We start from the raw sequence: 20680 nt of genomic DNA, 5'->3' as shown, positions 1-20680 counted from the left end.
AAAATACTTCATTTTTGCATTATGAATATGAAGAATGTATTATTACCGGTATTTTATTTACCGCCTATTTCATGGTTTTCAGTTTTCTTAGACCCTGAAAATGAAATTTTATTTGAACAGTTTGAAAGCTTTCCGAAGCAGACGTATAGAAACAGGGCCAATATTTATGGGGCAAACGGAAAATTATCATTAATTATTCCGATTCAGCATAATGGGAAAAGAGAGTTTAAAGATATTGAAATTTCCCACCGCGAAGACTGGCGTACTCTTCATTGGAAGTCTATTAAGACAGCCTATCAAAGCTCTCCTTATTTCGAATTTTATGAGGATAAATTCAGGAAAATATTTGATTTAAAAGAAAAATATGTACTTGATTTTAATATCAAAGCACTTGATGTTATCCAGCAGATCCTAAAAACGGAAAAGGCACATTCTTTGAATATAGAATATATCAAAAATCCGGAAGAAATTAATTTCAGAGAAAAATTTTCAGCAAAACATCCTTCAGAATATGATATGGAAGAATATTATCAAACATTTTCAGACAAGCTGGGTTTTCTGAAAGATTTATCAATTTTAGACCTTATTTGTAACAAAGGGCCGGAATCTCTGACTTATATTAAAAATATAAAACAATCATATTAAAATATATTATATACATATGAAAAAGGTATTATTAGCTGCTGTTTTTTTAGCAGGATTCAGTTTTTCTTATGCTCAGGAAGCAAAAGCAGGTGTAGATCCGAAAGAAAATAAAGATCTTATGACTTGGTATCACAAAGATTTTTCTACAACGAAAGTTTATGGTATAAATACAGAAAACGCATATAAATTTTTAGAGTCTAAAGGTCTTAAGCCGAAAACGGTTGTAGTAGGAGTTTTAGACAGTGGTGTTCAGGTAGATCACCCGGGGTTGGTTAAAAATGTTTGGTCTAATCCGAACGAAGTTCCAAACAACGGAAAAGATGATGATGGAAACGGATACATCGATGATATTCACGGATGGAACTTCATTGGTGGAAAAACTGCCGATATTGATATCGATAATATGGAAGTAACAAGAGTTGTTGCTAAATACAAGCCAATGTTTGAAGGAGATGACTCTGCTAAAAACAAAGCAAATCAGGCTAAGATGCCCGAAGAATTTGCAATGTATATGAAAGCAAAGGATCTTTTCTCAAAGAAAAGTGTTGAGGCAAGACAGGGTTTCCAGACGTATTCAATGATTAATGATGCCATTCCTACAATGGTAAAATTGCTGAACGGAAAAGCTGTTACCCCTGAAAATGTTGCAGCCATTAAGCCGGCTGATCAAAAAGATGCAATGGCAGCTCAGGTGTTGGCTCAGGTTTCTCAAAGTCCGGAATTTAAAGGGAAATCTGCAGCAGAATTCGAAACGGAAATGAAGAAGCAGATGAAAGAGGCTTTAGATTATTTCGGTCCGCAGGAAAAGCAATATAATCTTGATTATGACCCAAGAAAAGAAATTGTAGGTGATAACTACGATGATTATTCTGAAAAGAATTATGGAAACAATCACTACGAAGGTCCTGATGCAGAGCACGGAACTCACGTTGCCGGTATCATCGCAGGTCTTCCGAACGGAAAAGAAATTCAGTATGGGGTTGCTTCAAAAGTAGCTAAAATCATGTCTGTAAGAACAGTTCCGAATGGTGATGAAAGAGACAAAGACGTTGCGAACGCTATCAGATATGCAGTGGATAATGGTGCTAAAGTTCTGAATATGAGCTTCGGTAAGCCGGTTTCTCCTGGTAAAAATGTAGTATGGGATGCATTCAAATATGCTCAGGATAAAGGCGTTCTTCTTGTAAAAGCTGCGGGTAATGAGAATGAGGATGTTGCAGAGCATCTTGCTTATCCTACCAACTTTAAAAATACTACTGATGCGGCGCCATTTGTAAATAACGTTTTGGTTGTAGGTGCAAGTACTAACGACAATAATGCATTGAGAGCAAGCTTCTCAAACTACAATAAGAAAATGGTAAATGTTTTCGCTCCGGGCCAGGAAATTTATTCTACAGTGCCTCATAACGAATATAAATATTTACAGGGAACTTCTATGGCTTCTCCGGTGGTAGCAGGTGCTGCGGCAGTTTTATTGGCTTATATGCCGAATCTTACGCCAGCCCAGGTTATTGAATCACTGGTAAAATCAAGCAACGCAAGCACAACGAATCAGTTTGGAGATTTTTCTCAGGCAGGCGGTGTTATTGATTTAAAAAAGGCAGCTGAATACGCTTATTCAAACTACTATAACGGAAAATCCGGCGCTGTAAAAAAAGCTGAAAGATCCGTAAAAAAGGCTGTTAAAAAATAACATATCTTCCTGTAATTAAGGTAGAACCATATAAAGTCCGAAATTTTGGGACTTTTTTTATTTTTATTTTTAAATTTTGGCACGGTTTTTTGTAACTTTATTGTAACAAAATAATAAACAACAAAATGAAAAAGTTACTACTTGCAGGGATGATCGGAACATCACTTTTTGCAGTGTCTTGTTCCTCAGTTAATAATGCTGCAACAGCGCAGAATCAAAGATCAGAATTTCTTAAAATGAAAGGAGACTGGCAGATTGTAAGCGTTGACTACGACAAAAAATTCAAGATTAAACCTTTCGATGACGGTGTGGATGCACAATGTTTTGTAGGAAGTCATTGGAGACTGATTCCAAATAACTGGACAGGAGCTTATACCCTGAATGGAGGCGGAAACTGCGGAGCCGGATTCACACAGCCAATTAAATTTGAAGTAAAAAGCGGAAACACTTTTGAATTCAAAAAAATCGCAGCCGGAACCAAAGCCAAGCAAAATTCAATGGGTTACAGCTTAACCATGGTTAACCAAAGCACAGATCAATTCTCACTTGAACAAAATGTTCCTTTCGAAGGAGAAAATGTAAGAGTTGTTTACAACTTCGAGAGAACGGGAATGAAATAATTTAATTAAAAAATACTTAACAAGATGAAATTTACAAAAACATATATCGGAGCTCTTTTCTTATCATCGGCTCTATTGCTCACAAGTTGTGAAGCTGTACAGAATTCTAACCACCAGCAAAGAGGTACTGCCGTAGGTGCTGCTTCAGGAGCGGTTCTTGGAGGAATCCTTGGAAATAATGTAGGAAAAGGAGGTAACGGTGCAATTGGAGCAGTTTTAGGAGGTATTATCGGTGGTGTTGCAGGTAACGTTATCGGTAACAAGATGGATAAGCAGGCCAGAGAAATTAAAGAAACGCTGCCGGGTGCTCAGGTTGAAAGAGTAGGAGACGGTATCAAAATTACTTTGAACGAAAGTATTGTAAACTTTGATTTTGATTCTTCTGCGCTTACAAGTACTGCAAAAACCAACTTAGATAAACTGGCTCAGGTATTAACAAACAACCCTGATACAAACATCAATATCTACGGGCATACAGACAGCAAAGGTACAGATGCTTACAACTTAAGCTTATCAGAAAGAAGAGCCAATTCGGTAAAAACTTATTTATCTGGAAAAGGCATCGCATCAAGCAGATTATTCGCTAAAGGTGAAGGAGAAGCAATGCCGGTTGCTACAAACGATACTGAAGAAGGCAGAGCTAAAAACAGAAGAGTGGAATTTGCCATCACTGCAAATGCAAAAATGATTAATGAAGCTCAACAGGGGCAATAATTAATTAACATATAAATATTTTCGTAAATAACCGCTATTGGCGGTTATTTTTGTATTTTTATGGTGGATATTTTTTTAATTCTTACTTTTGCATTTGAAACCACATAAATGAAGAAATATTTTAAGCTGCTTCGGGTAGAACAATGGGTAAAAAACCTTTTTGTATTTGTTCCCCTGTTTTTCTCAGGTAATATCAAAAACCTGGATCTTTTAACCAAAAGCATCTTTGCGTTTATCATTTTCTCATTAGCTGCCAGTGTTGTTTATATTTTAAATGATTATAATGACATTGAAGCAGACAGAAAACACCCGGAAAAAAGACGCAGACCGCTTGCAAGCGGCGCTATTTCCAAATCCCGTGCAATAGGTATTTTTATAGGTCTTATTGCTGCGGATATTGCGCTTGTATTCTTTGCTCAGGCTTATTTTCAGGAGAATTTATGGAAGTTTGCGACTATTGTAGGATTTTATTTTGTAATGAATCTGGCTTATACTTTTAAATTAAAACATGTTCCGATTATTGATATCTCAATTATTGCCATAGGTTTTGTTTTAAGGGTGTTAGCTGGAGGTTATATGACGGGGATCAGTATTTCCCAGTGGGCTATTTTATTAACGTTTGTACTGGCATTGGTTCTGGCTATCGGAAAAAGAAGGGGAGAACTTATCAACGCCCAAGTTTCAGGGAAAACAAGACGGGCTTTGGATGGTTACAACGTTCAGTTTGCAGATATTGCACTTTCCATTTCCGTAACATTGGCTATTGTATGTTACTTAATGTTTACATTGTCACCTGAAGTTCAGGCAAAATTCCATGAGAGGGTTTTTTATACGGTGATCTTTGTGGTATTTGCCTTTTTGAGGTATCTACAGCAGACATTGGTTTATAACAGGACGGAATCGCCTACCAAAATTGTTTACAGGGACAGATATATTCAGGTTACCTTATTGTTGTGGGTTGCTGCGTTTTTAATTCAAATTTACTTTAAAAAATGAAGCCTAATTTTATACAGAAAGTTACAAACTGGGGTAATTTTCCCATAGTGGAAAAAGAAATGAAGTCTGAAGACAGCTTCAAAAAAATAAAAGAATTTGTAGTAAATAACAATGAAGTTATTGCCAGAGGTAATGGAAGATGTTACGGTGATGCTTCGTTGGGCGAACATATATTTTCAACCAAAAAATTAAATAAATTCATCAGTTTCGATCGTTTAAACGGTGTTATTGAATGCGAGTCAGGAGTTCTGCTTTCAGAAGTTTTGGAAATTTCTGTTCCCCAGGGATATTTTTTGTATGTAACGCCGGGAACGAAGTTTGTTTCTGTCGGAGGTGCCATTGCATCTGATGTTCACGGGAAAAACCATCACGCAGAAGGCTGTTTTTCAGAGTATGTGATTGAATTTAAATTAATGACCGAAAACGGTGATATTATTACCTGCTCAAGAGAGGAAAATACAGATAAATTCTGGGCTACCATCGGTGGAATGGGCTTAACAGGTATTATTCTGACAGCGAAATTTAAGCTGAAAAATATAGAATCCGCATACATTCGTCAGGAAAGCATTAAAGCTGAAAATCTGGATGAAATTTTCAGATTATTTGAAGAAAGTGAAAGCTGGACTTATACTGTTGCATGGATAGACTGCCTTCAAAAGGGGAAGAATATTGGCAGGAGTATTTTGATGAGAGGAGAGCACGCTTTCCAGCATGAACTGCCTCAGAATCTACGAAATAATCCTTTGAGACTCAAGAAAAAATTTGAACCTACCGTTCCTTTTTACTTCCCTGGGTTTGTTTTAAATGCTTTAACGGTGAAGATTTTCAATTTGTTGTACTTCAATAAGCAGACAAAAAAAGAAATTAAAAATTTTATTGATTACGAAACTTTTTTCTATCCGCTGGATGCTGTTCATGAATGGAACAGAATTTACGGGAAATCAGGATTTATCCAATATCAGATGGTAATCCCGAAAGAAACCGGAAAAGAAGGCATGAAAAAAATTCTGGAAACCATCGCAAACAGTGGAAATGGTTCTTTTCTGGCCGTTTTAAAGCTTTTCGGAAAGCACAACCCGGAAGCTTACAATTCATTTCCGGTGGAAGGATATACGCTGGCTCTTGATTTTAAAGTGAATTCAAAACTTAAAAAGCTTGTTGACCAGCTGGATGAAATTGTTCAGCAGTACGGAGGAAGGATTTATCTTACCAAAGACAGCATGAGCAGGTCTTCCCTTACCAATTATCTCAAAAACACACAAAGTTCAAAATTTGTGTCTTTACAGCACAAAAGAATTATAAATAATAATTAAACCAAATGATCGTTTTAGGAAGTACATCGGAAGTAGCGCAGGCTTTTGTAGAAAAAGCACTTACTGAAGGGGAAAAATATGAAAAAATCTATCTTTTTACCTCAAATAAAGAAACTACCGAAAGATTTGCAAGGCATATTGATGTGAAATTTCTGCAGCAGGCGGAGGTTATAGAGCTGGATCTGATGAAGGAAATTGACTATACATCATTGGAAAATATTCATTCAGGCTTATTATTTTGTGCCACCGGATACCTTGGAGAGGGAACGGAAGAAGGTTTGTATGACAATAAAAATACAGAAAGGATAATAGATATTAATTACTCAAAATTGGTTCCGGTAATGAATTATTTTGCTCTTCAGTTTGAAAGCAGAAGATCCGGTACCATCATCGGCTTATCATCCGTAGCGGGAGATCGCGGCAGGCAGAGCAATTTTATTTATGGAAGTGCAAAAGCGGCTTTTACAGCTTATTTAAGCGGATTGAGGAATTATCTGTTTGATAAAAAAGTCCATGTAATGACTGTTAAGCCCGGATTTATGGCCACCAAAATGACGGAAGGCTTACCTTTGAACCCAAAATTAACAGCCACGCCAAAACAGGCGGCCGACTATATTTTTAAAGCTTATAAAAAACGAAAAAATGTAGTCTACGTTTTGCCGGTTTGGGGAATTATAATGATGATTATCAGGAATATTCCTGAATTTATATTTAAAAAATTAAAGCTTTAAAATAATTTAATTTTAATGAAAGATTAAAAATATCTTTAATACTTTTACGTTAAACAAAATATTTAAATTAATAACAAGATAGAAACCCGAATGAAAAAATTGTATTGTTTTGATTTTGATGGAACTCTGACTTATAAAGATACAATGTTTATGTATCTTAAATTTTACGATCCTGCAAAATTCCGAATGCAATTTTTGAAGCACGTCCCGCTTTTTATCCTGTTAAAATTAAAGCTTGCAGAAACTGAAAAGGTGAAGAAAAGCTTTATCAGTTCTATACTTAAAGGCCAGACTCAGGAGAAAATTGAAAAAAAATCTCAAGAATTTTTTAATGAGCACTACCCTAAAATTGTTAGGGAAAATGCGCTTGATTTTATTCAAAATATCGATAGAGATAATACACAGAGTTTATTGGTAACGGCTTCCCTTGATATTTGGGCCAAACCTTTTGCCGAAGCATTCCAAATGCAGCTTGTATCCACAAAAGCTGAGTTTAAGAACGGAATTTTCACGGGGAATTTCATAGGAAAAAACTGCAATGGTAAAGAAAAGCTTGAAAGAATTAAGGTTGAAATCACGGATACTAAATACGACAAAATAATAGCTTTCGGAGATACTTCCGGAGACAAGCCCATGTTGAAATGGGCAAATGAGGGTCATTATCAATTTTTTCATTAATTTTGAACAATAAAAATATAAAATGAAAAGATTGTTTGTTTTATGTCTTGCACTCATTGTGAGTTGTACAAGCGCACCTTCCCAAAAATCTTCAGGCATGCAGAAAGCTGAAATCATTGCTTCAGAATCCCAGGGCGGAGGAGACGAGGCGAATTTTGTGATCCTTACTAATGAACAGGATCTGCAAAAGGCCATCAAAGGCAACTCCAGTGTTATAGACCTTGGCCAGGCTCCTGTTTATCCCAAATTTCCTAATGACAGAAAAGTGGTTTTATATAATCTCGGAAGATTCAATTCCGGCGATCATAAAATTACACAGATTAAAAATATTTCAGTAAAAGATAACGTTTTGTACGTGGAGGTTCCTGAGTATCAGTCTGGCGGTATGGAAATTCAGGTAATGTCAAACCCATGGTTTATTTTTTCTGTACCTTCAGATTATCAGTTCACCTCCGTAAAATTAAAATATTCAAAGTAAAATGAATAAAGTATACTTAGATAACGCTGCAACAACACCTCTTTCAGAAGAAGTAATTGATGCAATGGTTAGCACCATGAAGATGAATTTCGGAAATCCATCTTCTACGCACAGCTTCGGACAGGAAGCAAAAATTCTTATTGAAAATGTAAGACGACAAGTTGCAGATTATCTTCACGTTACGCCCGCCGAGATTATCTTTACATCTTGCGGTACAGAATCAAACAACATGATCATTAAATCTGCTGTTGACCACTTGGGAGTAGAAAGGATAATCAGCTCTCCACTGGAGCATAAATGTGTTTCAGAAAGTATTCTGGACATGAAAAACAGAAAAGGAGTAGAGGTGAATTATATCCGTCCCAATGAAAAAGGGGATATTGATCTTAATAAATTAGAAGAACTATTAAAATCTTCCGATAAAAAGACGTTGGTAAGCTTAATGCATGTGAACAACGAGATCGGAAATATTTATGATATTAAGAAAATAGCGGAATTGTGTAAGGCAAATAATGCACTTTTCCATTCTGATACGGTACAGACCATGGCCCATATAGATTTGGATTTCTCAGATATTCAGGTGGATTTTGCGTCTTGCAGTGCTCATAAATTCCATGGTCCGAAAGGTGTTGGTTTTGCATTCATCAGAAAATCCAGCGGTTTGAAAGGGATTATCACAGGCGGACCACAAGAAAGAAGCCTGAGAGCAGGAACTGAAAATGTTGCCGGTATCGTTGGTTTAGGAAAAGCATTAGAACTTTCTCTGAACAATATGGAGGCATATACCAATCACATGCAGGAAATTAAAAGTTACACTGCAGAAAGGCTTACAGCAGAAATTCCGGGAATAAAATTCAACGGGAGAAGTGCTGAAAAAGAAAATAGTCTTTACACGGTTTTAAGCGCTTTATTGCCTTATAAAAACCCTTTAATTGGTCTTCAGCTGGATATGAAAGGAATCGCGATTTCTCAGGGAAGCGCATGCTCTTCCGGGGCCTCTAAGCCTTCTATGGTGATGATGATGGTTCTTTCTGAAGACGAGATGGATCACTGCACACCACTTCGTATTTCTTTCAGCCACATGACTACCAAAGAGGGTATCGATACATTCGTGACTGCTTTAAAAGAAATTTCAAGCGATTTTGTTATAGAAAATACAAATGTTGAGCATAGATAACAATATTACACAAATGGCGTAATTTTGGGTATCTAATTAATGATAAAAACAAGAAGATAATATTAATTTAAATAAAAGAAACAAAATGGCTTTAGAAATTACAGATAGCTCATTTCAGGAAACGGTTTTAAAATCAGATAAACCGGTATTGGTAGACTTTTGGGCGGTATGGTGCGGACCTTGTAGAACGTTGGGACCGATCATTGAAGAAGTTGCAACAGATTTTGAAGGAAAAGCAGTAGTAGGAAAAGTAGATGTAGACAACAACCAGGAAATTTCTATGCAGTATGGTATCAGAAATATCCCTACGGTTTTAATTTTTAAGAACGGTGAGGTTGTAGACAAATTAGTAGGTGTAGCTCCAAAAGAGGTGATTGCTGAAAAACTAAGCGCTCACTTGTAAAAAAATAAGTTTGATAATGAATGCCTTCCACTTTAGGAAGGCTTTTTTTTCGAAAATAATTTGCAGGTAAGGAAAAAAGTTGTAGTTTTGCAATCACAAAAAAGAAACGAAGTTCCTTAAAATAATGATCCGGTAGTTCAGCTGGTTAGAATGCCGCCCTGTCACGGCGGAGGTCGCGGGTTCGAGTCCCGTCCGGATCGCAAAAGTTTTATCAATTTCTTTTAAAAAATTGATCCGGTAGTTCAGCTGGTTAGAATGCCGCCCTGTCACGGCGGAGGTCGCGGGTTCGAGTCCCGTCCGGATCGCAACTACTAAATCAAAGTAGTACAAAAAGCTTTAAAACGTATGTTTTAAAGCTTTTTTCGTTTTATAACTATTCAAAAAGAGTCAAAATTACACAATCTGAAAGTGACTTATTCAGTGACCTGAAACATATGGAAAAATAGGTCACTGAGAAATTGAATATTCAATTCGATAATTTTTCATTAAAAAATTAAAAAAATTGAATATTCTTTGAAATTTTTATCAGATTTTTTAATCTTAAGTGACCTATAGAAGTGACCTCACTCAAATGGTTTAAAGAGGTCACTGAATGTTTTGAAAAACGCCTCTGGTAAGCCAGTTCAGAAAGTGAATATCTTGTTAATGTTTTTTACTGTAGTTAATTTTAAACTCATAAAATTCAAATAAATGAACAAGACATTTAATCTCCTTTTCTATGTGAAAAAATCAAAGATCAACGCTAATGGAGAAGTACCAATATACCTTCGTATAACCGTTGATGGGAAAATAACTGAAATTAGTACCAAACGTACCGTGAATACTAAAAGATGGAGTTCCGGGATGCAAAAAGTAACAGGTACATCAGAGGAAGTTAAGTCACTTAACTTTTATCTCAAAACATTTGAGCAGAAAATTTATAATATCTATCACGACTTAATTAAAGATAACGAAAACGTCACTTGTGAAATTCTTAAAAATAAATTCCTCGGAACAGGTGAACTTAATAGAACACTAATACCAATTTTCTTAGACCATAATGATAGAATGGAAAGGCTCATTGGAAAGGAGTTTGCTTCAGGAACTCTCGGAAGATATAAAACCTGCCTCAGTCATATTAGAGAATTTTTGAAATGGAAATTTAATCTATCAGATATTGATATCAAGAAAATTGATTTCACATTTTTAAACGATTTTGAATTTTTTTTACGAACTGAAAGGTCTTGTAATAACAATTCTGCCGTAAAATATATTAAAAACTTTGGTAAAATTGTTCGTATCTGCCTTGCCAATGGCTGGATTGAAAGAGATCCATTTCTTAATTATAGCTCAAGTTTTAATGAAGTAAGTAGAGTTTTTTTGAATGAACAGGAATTAGAGATTATGTTCAATAAAGATTTCAAAAATGAGAGGTTGTCTCAGGTCAGATTTATCTTTTTATTTAGCTGTTACACAGGACTGGCCTATATAGATACGCGACAACTTACTATGGATAATGTTAATGTTGGTTTAGACGGTAATAAATGGATTTACACAACACGTCAAAAAACCAAAACAAAATCAAATATACCATTACTCCCTAAAGCGGAAGAAATTATCGAGAAATACGCAAATCATCCAACTTGTTTGAATAGTGGTAGACTGCTACCTATATTAAGTAATCAGAAGATGAATGCTTACCTAAAAGAAATCGCCGACCTTTGTGATATAAATAAAGAACTTACTTATCATATTGCACGACATACTTTTGCTACAACAATAACTCTGTCAAATGGAGTTCCTATAGAAAGTGTAAGCAAAATGCTTGGTCATAAGAATATTAAGACCACTCAGCATTACGCAAAGATTCTTGATCAGAAAGTAAGTGACGATATGGTAATGCTACGAAATGTTCTTCATAGGAAAGAGATACAAAAAAACTGAGATTAATATTTTAATTATACAATTTTATCCAGCGATTTAAATGTTTCACCAACATATCTTAGCGTTATGTTACGAAAATTTTTGGAGGTACAGTACCCAACGGTACCTTCATCAGAAAATTATTTAAAAAGCAAGAAAAGCTCTCAACAATTATTTATCGATATGCGAAATTGCATACGAACTCGGCTTGAATATTCGCAATCCTTCAGTAAAACTATTTAAGAAAAGTACAAGCCATACTCCCGTTAGAATTTATGTCATTTTTTAGCTAACTTAAAATTCTTTATTTTTTTTACCATCCTCATTACATTATCAACAATCAAATAAATACAGGGAACTACAAAAACCGTAAGAATCATAGAGCTCGTCAATCCTCCGATAATGACCCAAGCAATTCCGTTTTTCATTTCGGAAGCGGCTCCAGTTGCCAGTGCGATGGGAAGCATTCCGAAAATCATAGAAAATGTAGTCATCAAAATCGGGCGAAGTCTTTCTTTTCCTGCTAAAATCAAGGCTTCTTTTGTCGAATATCCCTGAGATTTTAAGGTATTTGTAAAATCGACAATGAGAATAGCGTTTTTTGAAACAAGTCCTAAAAGCATTATCAAACCAATGATGGTAAAAATATTAATGGTTTCTTCGGACAAAGCCAATGCCAGCAACGCGCCAATCAATGCTACCGGAATCGAGAAGAGAACAACAAACGGATAAACGGCACTTTCGTAAAGTGCAACCATAATCAGGTACACCAAAACAAAAGCTGTAATTAAAGCAAAAATCAAACTGTCGAAAGCATTGTCCTGATTTTGAGTTTCGCCAAGATATTCAACAAAAATCCCTGCTGGAAGCTGTATAGATTTTGCCTTTTCTTTTATCTCACTGCTTACAGTTCCCACAGGTCGGTCGAAAACATCAGCCTGAACGGTTATTGCATTCAACCGGTCAATACGTTGCAGGTTCGTTTCGCCTAATTTTTCGGAAACATTTGCAAACTGTTCCAAAAGGATGGTTTGTCCATTAGAATTGACAAAAGGAAGCTTTTTCAGGTTAAGAATATCCGAACGGTTGAATGGGTCGAGACGAATATTGATATCATATTCCGTATTATTTTGCTTAAACAAACTCTGATTATTTCCATTAAAAGAATTTTCCAGAATTTCTCCCACTTTTTCCGCATCCAATCCGATCAGGCTCATTTTTCTACGGTCGATTTTGACGTCGATTTCCGGCTTTTGGTTTTTTACAGAGAGTTTTGCATATTTGATTCCATTGATTTTTGAAATTATTTTCTGATAAGATTCTGCAGCTTTCCGAACAGCATCAGCATCCGTTCCTTTTATCGCAATTTCAATTGGCGCACTGTCCGTTCCTCCAGTAATAGAAGATGATGCGGTAGTAAATTTAACGCCAGCGATTTCAGAAGCCAATTTTTTTTGAATCTGACTACCAAATTCTTCGGTGGTAAAATTCCTGTGCTTTTTATCGACCAAAGAAAGGGTTATTTCCGCTAAATTGGAATTACTTTCGCTACCGGAAATATTTCCGCCCATAAATCCAATACTTGAAAAAACTTTGACGATTTCGGGTTGTCTCAAAAGTATTTTTTCTGACTCCTGAACCAATCTGTTGGTTTTAGAAATGGGTGAAGTAGATTCCAGTTCCATATTGATAACCAAAGTGTTTTGGTCGGTTTCCGGAATAAATTCAGTACCAATTAATCCAATTAGAATTAAAGCAACAGAACCGGAAATCAGTAGAGTTGTAAACAGGAGAAACCACCGTTTTTTGTTGAGAACAATTCTTAGCCATTTTCCGTAATTATCTTTAATTTTTCCGATGAATTTTTCAAATCCTAAAGCAATTTTTCCCCACGCCGTATTATTTTTTAGCTGTTCCAATTTAGCAAAACGGCTCGCCAACAAAGGTGTAATTGTGAAGGAAACGAAAAGGCTCATCAAGGTCGAAAAAACAACGACCAGCGAAAATTCTTTCAATAAACCGCCAATCATTCCGCCACTCAAAGCCAAAGGAAGAAAAACCACAACATCTACCAGCGTAATGGAAAGTGCCGTGAAACCAATTTCGTTTCTTCCTTCAATGGATGCTTTTTCTTTATCTAAACCTTCCTCAAGTTTTCGGTAAATATTTTCTAAAACGACAATGGAGTCATCTACCAAAATTCCTACGACCAGGGATAATCCCATCAAGGTCATAATATTCAGCGAATATCCCAAAAGATACAGCATCGTAAAAGTGGGAATGATAGACGCAGGCAAAGCCACCAAAACAAAAAACAGACTTCGAAAACTGTGCAGAAAAAAGAGCATCACAAAACCAACAATCACCACCGCCAACACCAAATCATACATTACGGCATCGGCAGAACTGACGGTATATTCACTCTGGTCTATCGAAATATCGAACTTCAGATTTTGGGATTGATATTGAGATTCCAATTCGGAAAATCTCTTTTTAATTTCTTCACTAAGCTTTACTGCATTGGCATCGGTTTGTTTGCTGATTTCCAGACCAATTGAAGGAATTCCGTTGATTCTGTTGATGCTAGTTATTTTTTTGGGAGCATCTGCCACTTCGGCAATATTCTTAAGGTAAATGGCTCCCGTTTTCGGATTTTCTACAATCGCCAAATTGCGCAATTCGTCCAGTGATTTTACATTCGCGTCATAACGGATGGAAATACGTGAGTTATCATTTTCCAGACTTCCCGCTGGGACAGAAATATTGGCTTTTCTGATTGTTTGTGTTACCAAGTCTGCTGATAAACCGTAAGCAGTCAATTTTTCCTGATTGATATTAATGTGAATCTCCCGCTCGTTTCCGCCGATAAGGTCTGTCTGCCCAACACCTTTGATGTTATTGAGAATAGGTTTCAGCTGATTATCAAGCAAATCATAGAGTTTTGTCGGTTCCATATTTGCAGTAACGCCTGCTTTTATCACGGGAGTTGCCTGCATATTGACCCTGTTGACTTGCGGTCTTTCAGCAGTTTTCGGCAATTGATTCAGTGTTGCATCGACTTTTTTCTGTAAATCCTGTTCGGCTTGGTTCACATCTGTATCGCTTTTAAAAGCTAACGAAATAATGGAAACGCCTTCCTGCGAAGTAGATTTTATCTGGTCGAGATTTTCTATAGAAGAAAATGCATCTTCCAATTTTTTCGTTACTGCAGATTCTACTTCCGAGGCTGAAGCTCCGGGATAAAGCGTGCTGACTGTGACCTCGGGAATCTCAAATTTCGGAAGCAAATCATAATTGAGATTCAAATAAGAAGAAATCCCAAAATACCCCAAAATCGTAAAAATGACAGCGAGCAACAACGGTTTCCTGATGGATAATGAAGTGATAGACATACTATGGATTGTGTTTTATGATTTTGACAGGCGTTCCATTTTGTAGATTGATTTGTCCGGAAATAACAACCTGTTCATCAACATTTAATCCAGCTGTAACTTCTATATTATCCCCAAATTCTTCGCCCACAGTTATTTTTTTAAGAATGGCTTTTCCATTTTCCACAACGTAAACAGAGGCATTGAGAATACTTTCATTGATTGCCGTTCTGGGAACTAAAATCATTTTTTTTGACGATTCTTGCGAAAAGTCTGCGTACACAAGTGTTCCGGAACGAAGTTCGAGATTGTCGTTTGATTCTATGGCGATTTCGACAACGAAATTAAAGGCATCTGTGGCTTGTGGACTGATGTATGAAACTTTTCCCAACAGGGTTTTCTCAGGATAAACATCCGTAGAAAGTTTGATTTTTTGACCCAAAGAAATTTTATAAACCTCCGATTCTGTGCAGAAAATTTTAACTTTTAATTTTGAACAATTAATGATGGAACCTAATTCTCCGCCAGTTCCTGTAAACATTTCACTTTCCAAATTTTTGCTATTGATTACGCCGTTAATTGGAGATTTGATGACAGCATCAGAAATCTGTTTTCGCAATTGTGATGATTGATTCACAGCATCATTGTAAACTTGGCGAATGGCATCCACATCTCTTTGCGTCGAGGCATTTCCTTGTTGCAATTCTGTATAAGTCTCGAGGTCTGTTCTCAATTTGGCTACATTAGACTCAGATTTTTTGAGTTCGAGCTCCAGAAGTTGGGTGTCAATTATCGCCAGTGGTTGACCTTTGTATACCTTGTCGCCTAGTTTAAAAAGCAGTTTCTTTATTGTTCCTGTTCCGGTAGAAAAAACTTTGGCTTCTTCAAATGGAATGACCAATCCGGTTTTTGTAGTACCGATTATTTGTGATTCTTCTTTTGCCGTTGTAACCGTTACGGGAATTTGCGGAATTTCTTCTTTTTTATGCATCTCAGTCTGATTGAGTTTTTGATAATTCCCATATAATTTATAAATGATAAAACTTAAAATACAGATACTTAAGAATATCAGAATAAAATTCTTCTTCATTTTCATTAATAAGATTTATAAAAAGTTTTCAATGTTCCGTTAGCCATTTCCAAATCGACACGCGCTTGATAATAAGTATACAATGCGCTCAGATACGTGTTTTGAGCTTCCCGAAGTGAGTTTTGGGTATTGAGCCAATCGGTGAGATTGGTAACGCCTTTTTGAAGTTGTAAATCCGTTACTTTTAGGACAGATTTTGCCAAGTCAATGTTTCTAAGACCGTTTTCTACATTCGTTTTTGCCAGTAAAAGTTTGGTTTGCGCATTTTCGTATTCCAGAGTTAATTTACCTTCTGTTAATTTCAGTTTTTCATCAGCATTTTTGTGGCTTAGGTCAGCTTGTTTGTATTGAGCATTGTTTTTGTAAAAATTCAGAATGGGAATACTCAATTTAATTCCAATTGTGGAATACGGATAAAAATCTCGGTACACTTGAGAAAATCTATCGCCAAAACCAACGGCTCCGTATTGAAAACTGAGAGACAGTTTGGGAAGCATTTCTGCTTTGATTGCCGATTTTTCTATTTCCAACATTTTGATATTGAGCTTTGAGAGTTTGTAATCAATCCTTGTCTCCGGAGTAAACATTTTTTCTTGATTTTCCTTAAATAATATCATTTGTAAATCATTCGGAGTTTCTAATTCAATCTTATCTTTTAAAGGAAAGCCCATTTCATATTTCAGTTGATTTTCAGCTAATGTGATATTACTTTCGGCTACACGAATTTGTGCCGTTGTGTTATTAAGGTCCACAATGATTTTATCTAAATCTTTTTGCAGAATAATGCCTTTTTTCACTTGCAAATCATAGATTTGGATAAGTTGCTGATAATTATTTTGGTTAAATTCCAACTGCTCCAATTGCTGTCTGAACGTCCAAATCTGGAAATATGAGGTACTGATTTGATAGATAATTTGATTATGATTCTGCTCAATATTGAGATTTGCCTGCTCTTTCAGGTTTTTATTATTCTTTAATCGGGTAAGTATGGCCTTGTCGAAAATAGGTTGCTCCAACTGGATAAATGCATTGGAATTATATTTCTGCTCCAGCGAAGCACGAATCTCATCCGGCCCGAAAACGCCCGCTGGAATAATGCTCTGCTGTAGTTTTAGATTATTATTTACTGAGAATCCTACCTCAGCTTTTGGGAGATAATCTGCTGAAATCTCTTTCGTTTTTGCATCTGCAGACGATTTTTCGTTGGCGTAAATAGTGTTACTTCTGTGGTTTTTCAAACCATATTCTACACATTGTTTGAGACTGAATGTGGTTTGTGCACTATTCTTAATTCCAATAAGGAAAAAGAATAATAAAAAATGATTTTTGCTCATAAAACTGGAAAAAGAGTAGGGAAGTAATCTTTAGTTAGAATTGTTTTCAACAAAATCAAATGAATTCTTAATGTGGTTTAATTAAAGAAAAAACCGCTGTCACAATTGGCAACGGCTTTCTTCATCAACATTAACCTCTTTTTAAAACTAAATTATTTTGCTTATCAATTATTTGTGTTTATAGAATATTTTCCCGTTTGATTACTGAATGGTGTAATTTTTCACATCCACTTCCGACAATCTAAAATATCCAAAAGGTGTATTGGCAGAGTTGGTTTTATTGCTGATATTGCCGAAAACCGAACTTGGTGTCGTAGAAAACGGACCGGTATCTCCACCCGAAGCATTCAGGATTTTTCGGAAGTAATCGTAATATCTTTTGTTGATACCGTAAAGTTTGATATTTACGACCTCTCCCTGTTTCAAATCTTTGTTGGAATAATAAACTGGCGTTAATCCACCATTATTGTTTTCATCATTTTCAACCTGATATTCCGGAAAAGCGATATGTGGATTTTTGTTGCTGAAAATGTAATAATTGGTTTCCGCAGGATTATCTTGGTAATAATAGGTGAGTTCTATCTCGTCGCCACCCATTCCGCCTTCGTTATTTTGAAGAATGTTGTCTTCAATTTTTGGGGCTCCAATCATTTTATCTGTCGCAGTATAGGTTTCCCCGTTCAGATTGATGGTAAGTGTATAGGTTTCCCCAATAACAGGAACAAAATTATTACAGACATATTCTCCAGTCCCAGAATTCTCAATAAAATTAAATGCTGTATTAGCCGAATTGGTCACAATTACAGAAGCTCCGGAAACGGTCGGGAAATCCGCATTATAATATCCGGTAGAGGTAGAGAGTTTAATTTTTTGTTGACTTCCATTTGTATTTTTTACCCAATCTATCGAGGCATCCACAACCAGTTTTGGAGGTGCAGTATCCAAATCGACATCAATAACATCTTCACAAGAAATAAGAACCATTCCTAAAGCGATAATGATATATTTTTTTAAATTTTTCATTTTTTTTAAATTTTAAATAGGTTAGGAATTTTTAGAACTTGAAATTGTAAGTTACACTCGGGATGATTCCGAAAATCGACATTTTTCTCGCCTCGCTCAATCCGGTATCCAGATTTTGCCCGAAGTTTACCGCCGCCGCATTGCTTCTTCCATACACATTGTAAATACTGAAGACCCATTCTCCTTTCCATCTTTTCTGGCTGTCCGGTTTTGGCGTCCACGTTGCCGATAAATCTAAGTGATGATAAGCTGGAATTGAATTCGCATTTCGTTCTCCATAACTTGCGATGGTGATATCTTGATATTGATATTTTGCATTTGGGTAGGTTGCTGCTTTTCCTGTTTGATAAGTGAAGATCCCTCCAAAACTCCATTTTTTTGTTAATTGATAAGCCGCAGTGAGAGAAAAGTTGTGAGTTTTGTCATAGTTTGCTCTGTACCATTCGCCGTTGTTGATTCCCGGTTCGTTGGCATTTCTTCCCGGCGTTCTCTGTTCTGCTCTCGAAAGGGTGTAAGACAACCAACCTGTTAATTTTCCGGTGTTTTTCTTTGCCATTAATTCCAAACCGTAGGCTCTGCTTTCTCCATTCAGCATTACCTGTTCAATGTTTTTGTTGGCGATGAGTTCGGCTCCGTCAATGTAATCGGCTCTGTTCTTGATTTTTTTGTAAAAAGTTTCTACTTCCAAGGAATATTTTCCGTTGTTGAAATTTCGGAAATAGCCTAATGCAACCTGGTCCAAAATCTGAGGTTTCAGGAATTGGTCGCTTGGTGCCCAAATATCCAAAGGAGAGACCGAAGCTGTATTGGAAATCAAATGCACATATTGACTCATCCTGTTATAGCTCGCTTTAATGGACTGATTATCATCTAAAACATAGGCAACTCCCAATCGTGGTTCAAGATTTCCGTAGTCCACGATTTTCTTGTTTTTTCCATAACTAATGCTTCCTGTAGGCGTTCCTTCTTCGTAGATTTTCAGTTCTGGATTATAAACTACTGCTTCATTATTCGCATAGGTTTTTACTTCTTCAGCTCCCAATCGCATAAAACTGCTGTATCGTAAACCGTAAGTTGCCGAAAGTTTGTCTGAAAATTTATGCTCTGCACTGATGTAGATTGCATTTTCCATCGCATTTTTCTTTGCAATTTGGTCGGGTCTCACGGGAGAATTTTCGCCAAATGGTTTAATTGTTCCGGGATTGAATTGATAATAGATGGAATTAACCCCATAACTCAAATTCAGTTTGTCTGACAAATAATGTTTTAAATCGTATTTGAAATTATAATTTTTGATGGTTGATTTCCAGTCGATACCGGCGAATTTTATTTTTAAGCCATAATCGTAATTGCTGTAGATTGCCGAAGCATTGGAGAATAATTTATCCGAAAAAATGTGATTCCATCTTACATTAATGAGTGAATTTCCGTAATCATTCATTAAACTGTTGTTAAAATTCATATCATCTTTTCCGAAATATCCAGATAAATAAAGACTGTTTTTGTCATTCAATTTATAGTTCAACTTGGCATTCAAATCATAGAAATAGGCAGAATTTGGTTCATCTGCCAGTTTTAGGAACAAGTGGGCGTAAGAAGCGCGACCGCCGATGACGAAGGAACTTTTTTCCTTCACAATCGGTCCTTCCACCAACAATCGGCTAGAAATTGCGCCAATTCCACCTGTTGCGTGAAACTTCTTGTTGTTTCCTTCTTTTTGATAAATATCCAGAACGGAAGAAATACGGCCTCCGAAATTTGCGGGAATACCACCTTTGTAAAGTTTCAAATCTTTAATCACATCAGAATTAAAAACTGAAAAAAATCCAAATAAATGGGAAGTATTGTAAACAATCGCTTCATCCAAAAGAACCAAATTCCCATCTGCAGCACCACCTCTCACGTTGAAACCTGAAGCTCCTTCCTGCGCATTGGAAACTCCGGGAAGCTGTAAAATAGATTTCAGTACATCAACTTCTCCCATTACTGCAGGCATTTTTTTAATGGTAGCAATTGAGAGTTTGTTCACACTCATTTCCGGCGTTCTGATGTTGGTTTTAGTTGAGGATTTTGTAATTACGACTTCATCAATCGATTTTGTGCGGCTGCTTTCTGCAATCACAAAATTTCTTCTTACACTTTCTGTAAGAGAGATTTTTTCTTCCATCTGCTCAAAATCAGGGAACGTGATGATGATTGTGTAATCGCCTTTTGGAAGACTGATAGAGTAGAATCCATAAGAATTTGTTGCTGCAGATAAATTGGCTTCCGGAATCGAAATGGTCGCTCCAATCAGTGTTTCGTTATTCGATTTGTTGGCAATCGTTCCGCTCAGTGTGACTTTTTCCTGTGCAAAAGCAAGTGCAGAAATCGTTATGAACAATGGGACATAAAATTTGTTCTTCATTGTAGTTTGGATTAAGTTATAATTCTGATGCAAAACTATCGGGATAGAATATTGTCTTTTTGTTTATTAGACCAAATGAAGTCATTTGTAGAGGAAAGTGGATTT

The 20680-nt window shown here is 36.2% G+C and carries 17 protein-coding genes and 2 tRNA genes; 14 read left to right on the top strand and 5 right to left on the bottom strand.

From position 1 onward, the window contains the following. Positions 1 to 21 precede the first annotated feature (21 nt). The 14 genes from H560_RS0105485 to H560_RS0105420 all read left to right on the top strand — a co-directional run bounded on the left by H560_RS0105485 (position 22) and on the right by H560_RS0105420 (position 11371). Positions 22 to 645, top strand: coding sequence for a WbqC family protein (locus tag H560_RS0105485; RefSeq protein WP_394330253.1), 624 nt, complete (start codon positions 22 to 24; stop codon positions 643 to 645). 16 nt (positions 646 to 661) lie between these two features. After that, positions 662 to 2338 carry a S8 family serine peptidase gene (locus H560_RS0105480; RefSeq protein WP_027379116.1) on the top strand — a complete coding sequence of 559 codons (1677 nt, stop codon included), beginning with the start codon at positions 662 to 664 and terminating at the stop codon, positions 2336 to 2338. A gap of 125 nt (positions 2339 to 2463) precedes the next feature. Beyond that, a complete protein-coding gene (locus tag H560_RS0105475; RefSeq protein WP_027379115.1) occupies positions 2464 to 2958 on the top strand; it encodes a lipocalin family protein in 495 nt (164 codons plus the stop codon). Positions 2959 to 2982: 24 nt separating this feature from the next. Continuing rightward, positions 2983 to 3672, top strand: coding sequence for an OmpA family protein (locus tag H560_RS0105470; RefSeq protein WP_027379114.1), 690 nt, complete (start codon positions 2983 to 2985; stop codon positions 3670 to 3672). 108 nt (positions 3673 to 3780) lie between these two features. Next, positions 3781 to 4668: a decaprenyl-phosphate phosphoribosyltransferase gene (locus H560_RS0105465; protein ID WP_027379113.1), complete on the top strand. Its 888-nt coding sequence runs from the start codon at positions 3781 to 3783 to the stop codon at positions 4666 to 4668. Next, positions 4665 to 5981 carry an FAD-binding oxidoreductase gene (locus tag H560_RS0105460; protein WP_027379112.1) on the top strand — a complete coding sequence of 439 codons (1317 nt, stop codon included), beginning with the start codon at positions 4665 to 4667 and terminating at the stop codon, positions 5979 to 5981. Before H560_RS0105465 ends, H560_RS0105460 begins: the two co-directional genes overlap by 4 nt. 5 nt (positions 5982 to 5986) lie before the next feature. Next, on the top strand, positions 5987 to 6712 hold the full coding sequence (locus H560_RS0105455) for an SDR family NAD(P)-dependent oxidoreductase (RefSeq protein WP_027379111.1): 726 nt from the start codon (positions 5987 to 5989) through the stop codon (positions 6710 to 6712). A 90-nt stretch (positions 6713 to 6802) separates the two neighbouring features. Next, positions 6803 to 7390, top strand: a complete 588-nt coding sequence (locus H560_RS0105450) for an HAD-IB family hydrolase (protein WP_027379110.1) — start codon at positions 6803 to 6805, stop codon at positions 7388 to 7390. Between the two features lie 22 nt (positions 7391 to 7412). Further along, positions 7413 to 7868: a hypothetical protein gene (locus tag H560_RS0105445; RefSeq protein WP_027379109.1), complete on the top strand. Its 456-nt coding sequence runs from the start codon at positions 7413 to 7415 to the stop codon at positions 7866 to 7868. A 1-nt stretch (position 7869) separates the two neighbouring features. Then, complete coding sequence (locus tag H560_RS0105440; protein ID WP_027379108.1) at positions 7870 to 9045, top strand: cysteine desulfurase family protein; 1176 nt, start codon at positions 7870 to 7872, stop codon at positions 9043 to 9045. Between the two features lie 85 nt (positions 9046 to 9130). Next, positions 9131 to 9448: a thioredoxin gene (gene trxA / locus H560_RS0105435; RefSeq protein ID WP_027379107.1), complete on the top strand. Its 318-nt coding sequence runs from the start codon at positions 9131 to 9133 to the stop codon at positions 9446 to 9448. Positions 9449 to 9574: 126 nt separating this feature from the next. Further along, a tRNA-Asp gene (locus H560_RS0105430) sits at positions 9575 to 9648 on the top strand. A 31-nt stretch (positions 9649 to 9679) separates the two neighbouring features. Continuing rightward, positions 9680 to 9753: transfer RNA gene (locus H560_RS0105425), tRNA-Asp, on the top strand. Between the two features lie 385 nt (positions 9754 to 10138). After that, positions 10139 to 11371: a site-specific integrase gene (locus tag H560_RS0105420; protein ID WP_027379106.1), complete on the top strand. Its 1233-nt coding sequence runs from the start codon at positions 10139 to 10141 to the stop codon at positions 11369 to 11371. Positions 11372 to 11628: 257 nt separating this feature from the next. Here H560_RS0105420 and H560_RS0105415 read toward each other — a convergent pair whose 3' ends face one another. From H560_RS0105415 to H560_RS0105395, 5 genes are all read right to left on the bottom strand, one after another. After that, the gene (locus H560_RS0105415; RefSeq protein WP_027379105.1) at positions 11629 to 14742 is read right to left on the bottom strand and encodes an efflux RND transporter permease subunit; all 3114 of its coding nucleotides are present in this window, start codon (positions 14740 to 14742) and stop codon (positions 11629 to 11631) included. Position 14743: 1 nt separating this feature from the next. Beyond that, complete coding sequence (locus H560_RS0105410; protein WP_027379104.1) at positions 14744 to 15811, bottom strand: efflux RND transporter periplasmic adaptor subunit; 1068 nt, start codon at positions 15809 to 15811, stop codon at positions 14744 to 14746. A 5-nt stretch (positions 15812 to 15816) separates the two neighbouring features. Then, entirely contained in the window at positions 15817 to 17145 is a 1329-nt protein-coding gene (locus H560_RS0105405) for a TolC family protein (protein WP_027379103.1), read from the bottom strand. Between the two features lie 201 nt (positions 17146 to 17346). Then, a complete protein-coding gene (locus H560_RS0105400) occupies positions 17347 to 18168 on the bottom strand; it encodes a DUF4249 domain-containing protein (RefSeq protein WP_027379102.1) in 822 nt (273 codons plus the stop codon). 31 nt (positions 18169 to 18199) lie between these two features. Beyond that, positions 18200 to 20575: a TonB-dependent receptor gene (locus H560_RS0105395; RefSeq protein ID WP_027379101.1), complete on the bottom strand. Its 2376-nt coding sequence runs from the start codon at positions 20573 to 20575 to the stop codon at positions 18200 to 18202. Between the last annotated feature and the right edge of the window lie 105 nt (positions 20576 to 20680).

The sequence above is a fragment of the Chryseobacterium daeguense DSM 19388 genome (assembly GCF_000430825.1).
GTDB lineage: Bacteria > Bacteroidota > Bacteroidia > Flavobacteriales > Weeksellaceae > Chryseobacterium > Chryseobacterium daeguense.
The sequence above is the reverse complement of the archived record's forward strand: the minus strand, read 5'-3'. Positions and strand labels throughout refer to the sequence as shown.